The organism is Micromonospora sp. D75 (genome assembly GCF_018070405.1).
GTDB lineage: Bacteria > Actinomycetota > Actinomycetes > Mycobacteriales > Micromonosporaceae > Micromonospora > Micromonospora chalcea.
Map to the genome: position 1 here is coordinate 1 of NZ_JAGPXV010000588.1, position 3,740 is coordinate 3,740.

A 3,740-nucleotide genomic window follows, 5' to 3' on the forward strand; every position below is an offset into this window, starting at 1 on the left:
CCGGGCCACCGCGCTGCTGGAGCTGGCCGACGGCGAGGCCGAGTCGATCACCGGCCCGATGGTGACCGCCGCGGCCAAGGGCGGCGACCCGGTCTCCACCGAGGCGTTCGCCCAGGTCGGCCGCTGGCTCGGCACCAGCCTCGCCGACATGGCGCAGATCCTCGACCCGCAGGTGCTGGTGGTGGGCGGCGGCGTGATCGACGCCGGCGACCTGCTGCTCGGCCCGACCCGCCGGTCGTTCGCCGAGGCGCTGGCCCAGCGCAGCCGCCTGCCCGTCGCCGAGGTACGCCCGGCCGAGCTGGGCAACACCGCAGGTGTGATCGGCGCCGCCGACCTGGCCCGGCGGATCTGACATGACGGACTCGGGTGTGCCGCTGCGGGTGCTGTCGTACAACGTCCACGGCCAGCGGGACGACACCGCCGCGCTGGCCGAGGTGGTCCGGGGCGCGGACCCGGACGTGGTGATCGTCCAGGAGGGACCGCGCCGGTTCCGGTGGCGGCAGAAGTGCGCCGCGCTCGCCGAGTCGTTCGGCATGGTGGTGGCGGCCGGTGGCCTGCCGTCGCTGGGCAACGTGCTGCTGACCAGCCTGCGGGTGCGGGTCACCGACACCAGCTGCCAGCGCTATCCGCTGACGCCGGGGCGGCACATGCGCGGCGCCGCGTACGCGCGCTGCCGGGTCGGCGGCGTCGACGTGCTGCTGGCCGGCTCGCACCTGTCCACCGACCCGGCCGAGCGGCCCGCGCAGGCGGCCGCGTTCAAGCGGGAGCTGGCCGCGTCCACGCTGCCCGTGGTGGCCGGCGCGGACCTCAACGAGGGCCCGGACGGGCCGGCCTGGCGGACGGTCGCCGAGGGGCTCACCGACGCGGCGCTGGCCGCCGACCGGGCCGACCGGCACACGTTCTCCTGCGCCGACCCGCGCCGCCGCATCGACGCGCTCTTCGTCGACCCCCGGATCACAGTGGTCGACTACGACGTGGTGGACACGCCGCTGACCCGTCGCGCCAGCGACCACTTCCCGGTCCTGGTGGACCTGCTGCTGCCCACCGCCTGACGGCCGCGGACCGCCGGCCGTGACGCACGGTCACGGACCCGGCGGCCGGCAGGACAACCGCTTCGCCGCCTTTGCTCTGTCGCCACATGCGCATCAGTTACCCGACGTGATCGGCGGCCGCCTCCCGGCCGGCCGGCCGAGAGGCGTCAGGCCAGCTCCCGCCGGTGCCGCGTCCGTGGCGGCAGAGCAAAGGGCGCACGAGGTACGCCTCCGGCGCGGCCGGTCCATTCACGCTCGGTGACCGGGCCGGTGGTGACGCTGTGTCAAGCGAGTCGAGCGGGTGGGCGGCGGCGAAATCGGTGGCTGGACAACCGCTGGCATTCTCGGCAGGATTTCGCGGTGTCCTCCTCCACCGACCCCGGCCACCCCGATCCGGACTCCACGGTCGCATCGAGCCGTGCCGAACGCCCGGTCTCCGACCGGGGTGACACGGTCTGCGTCATCGGCGCCGGCGCCAGCGGCCTGACCGCCGTCAAGAACCTCCGCGAGGCCGGCTTCGGCGTGGACTGCTACGAGCGGGAGACAGGCGTCGGCGGCGCCTGGAACTGGCGGCACGACCGCAGCCCGGTGTACGCCAGCACGCACCTGATCTCGTCCCGGCCGTTCACCCAGTTCCCCGACTTCCCGATGCCGGACGACTGGCCGGACTACCCGCACCACAGCCAGCTGCTGTCCTACTTCGAGCGGTACGCCGACCACTTCGACCTGCGCCAGCACGTCTGGTTCGGCACCGAGGTGGTCCGGGTCGAGCCGGTCGAGGGGGACCGGTGGGACGTGACCACGCGCAGCACCGGCGGCTACGGCCCCGAACGCACCTCCCGGTACGCCGCCGTGGTGCTCGCCAACGGGCACAACTGGTCGCCGAAGCTGCCCCGCTACGAAGGGCTGGAGCAGTTCCGGGGCGAGGTCATGCACGCCTCGTCCTACAAGGACCCGGCGCAGCTGCGCGGCAAGCGGGTGCTGGTGGTGGGCGCCGGCAACACCGGCTGCGACATCGCGGTCGAGGCGGCCCAGCAGGCGTCGCACTGCTGGCACTCCACCCGGCGCGGCTACTGGTACGCCCCGAAGTACGTCCTCGGCCGCCCCGCCGACCAGGTCAACGACACGCTGCTGGCGCTGCGGGTGCCACTGCGGGTACGGCAGTGGCTCTACCACTGGATGCTGCGGCTGACCGTCGGCGACCTGACCCGGTTCGGCATGCCCGAGCCCGACCACCGCGTCTACGAGACGCACCCGATCGCCAACAGCCAGCTCGTCTACTACGTCGGGCACGGCGAGGTCACGCCGGTGCCGGACGTGGCCCGGTTCGACGACCGCGCGGTCGAGCTGACCGACGGCCGGCGCATCGACCCGGAGCTGGTCGTCTTCGCCACCGGCTACCTGCCGCGCTTCGAGTTCCTCAAGGGACAGGTGCTCGGCGACGAGGACGGGTCCGGGCGGCCCCGGCTGTGGCTCAACGCGTTCACCGCCGGGCATCCCACGCTCGCCGTGGTCGGCCTGGTGCAGCCGGACTCCGGCATCTTCCCCATCTCGCACTGGCAGAGCGTGCTGTTCGCCCGGCTGCTCACGCTGCGCGCCACCCGGCCGGAGCGGGCCGCCGCGTTCGAACGCAAGGTCCGCGCGGGCCTCGGCGAGCGGTACTCGGCCAAGGTCAAGGACAGCACCCGGCACTGGTTCGAGGTCGGGCACGCCGACTACCTGCGTGCGCTCCAGCGGGCGCTGCACGAGCTGGAGGGTGTCAAATGACGGTTGAGCGTGTGCGGGTGGTCCGGTCCTGGGAGTGGGCCCGGCCGGAGCGGCCCGCCCGCCGGGAGGTGCTCGCCGCCGTACCCGAGCGGGAGGAGGCGAAGCCGCCGCTGCTGTTCGTGCCCGGCTTCGGCCACGGCGCGTGGGCGTTCGCCGAGCACTGGCTGGGGCACGCCGCCGGTCGCGGCTTCCCGGCGTACGCGCTGAGCCTGCGCGGGCACGGCGGCAGCGAGCCGGCGCCGGAGGCGACGCTGCGCTCGTACACCCATGACGTGACGCAGGTGGCGGCGAGCCTGCCGCGGCAGGCGGTGCTGGTGGGGCACGGCGCCGGCGCCCGGGTCGTGGCGCACGCGCTGGCCCGCTACCCGGCGCGGGCCGCGGTGCTGGTGGCGCCGGTGCTCGGCGGCTGGGCGACGTTCGGCACGGCGTTGCGGCGAAATCCGGCCGGGACCCTGCCGGCGGTCTTCGGCGCCGGGCTGCGGCTGCACCGGCGGCAGCTGGTCAGGCGGGAGCTGCCCGTCGCCGCCGCCCGGCGGCACCTGGCCCGGCTGGGCCGGGCCGGGCGGCGGGCGCAGTGGCAGCTGCTGACCGGCCGGGGGCCGGAGCCGGCGGTGGGCCGGCCACCGGTGCTGGTGCTGGGCAGCCCGGACGACCGGGTCGTGCCGGCGTCCGCGCTGATCCGGGCCGCCCAGCGGTACGCCTCCGCGCCGCTGCTCTTCCCCGGCATGGGGCACGACCTGATGCTCGACGCCCGCTGGCGGGAGCCGATCGACGCGATCCTGGACTGGCTGGACAAGGACCGGGCGTCCGCGGCGGGGTGAGCGCCGGGGCGCCGGGTCAGCGGGTTGCGGCGCGGCGGCCGGCGAGCGACCCGCTCTCCTCCAGCGCGCTCAGGTAGGACGCCGCCCAGGCGTGGATGTCGTTGCGCGCCAGATGGTCGCG

Annotated in this window: 4 protein-coding genes; all 4 read left to right on the top strand. The window is 75.1% G+C overall.

Annotated features, from left to right (window positions below; translation table 11 throughout):
- Positions 1-352 (top strand): ROK family protein (locus KBX39_RS25950; RefSeq protein ID WP_210872961.1); only part of this gene is annotated, 352 nt, incomplete at its 5' end.
- 1 nt (position 353) lies between these two features.
- Entirely contained in the window at positions 354-1,052 is a 699-nt protein-coding gene (locus KBX39_RS25955; RefSeq protein ID WP_064445187.1) for an endonuclease/exonuclease/phosphatase family protein, read from the top strand.
- A gap of 339 nt (positions 1,053-1,391) precedes the next feature.
- On the top strand, positions 1,392-2,798 hold the full coding sequence (locus KBX39_RS25960) for an NAD(P)/FAD-dependent oxidoreductase (protein ID WP_210872963.1): 1,407 nt from the start codon (positions 1,392-1,394) through the stop codon (positions 2,796-2,798).
- The gene (locus KBX39_RS25965; protein ID WP_210872964.1) at positions 2,795-3,619 is read left to right on the top strand and encodes an alpha/beta hydrolase; all 825 of its coding nucleotides are present in this window, start codon (positions 2,795-2,797) and stop codon (positions 3,617-3,619) included. Before KBX39_RS25960 ends, KBX39_RS25965 begins: the two co-directional genes overlap by 4 nt.
- Positions 3,620-3,740: the final 121 nt, after the last annotated feature.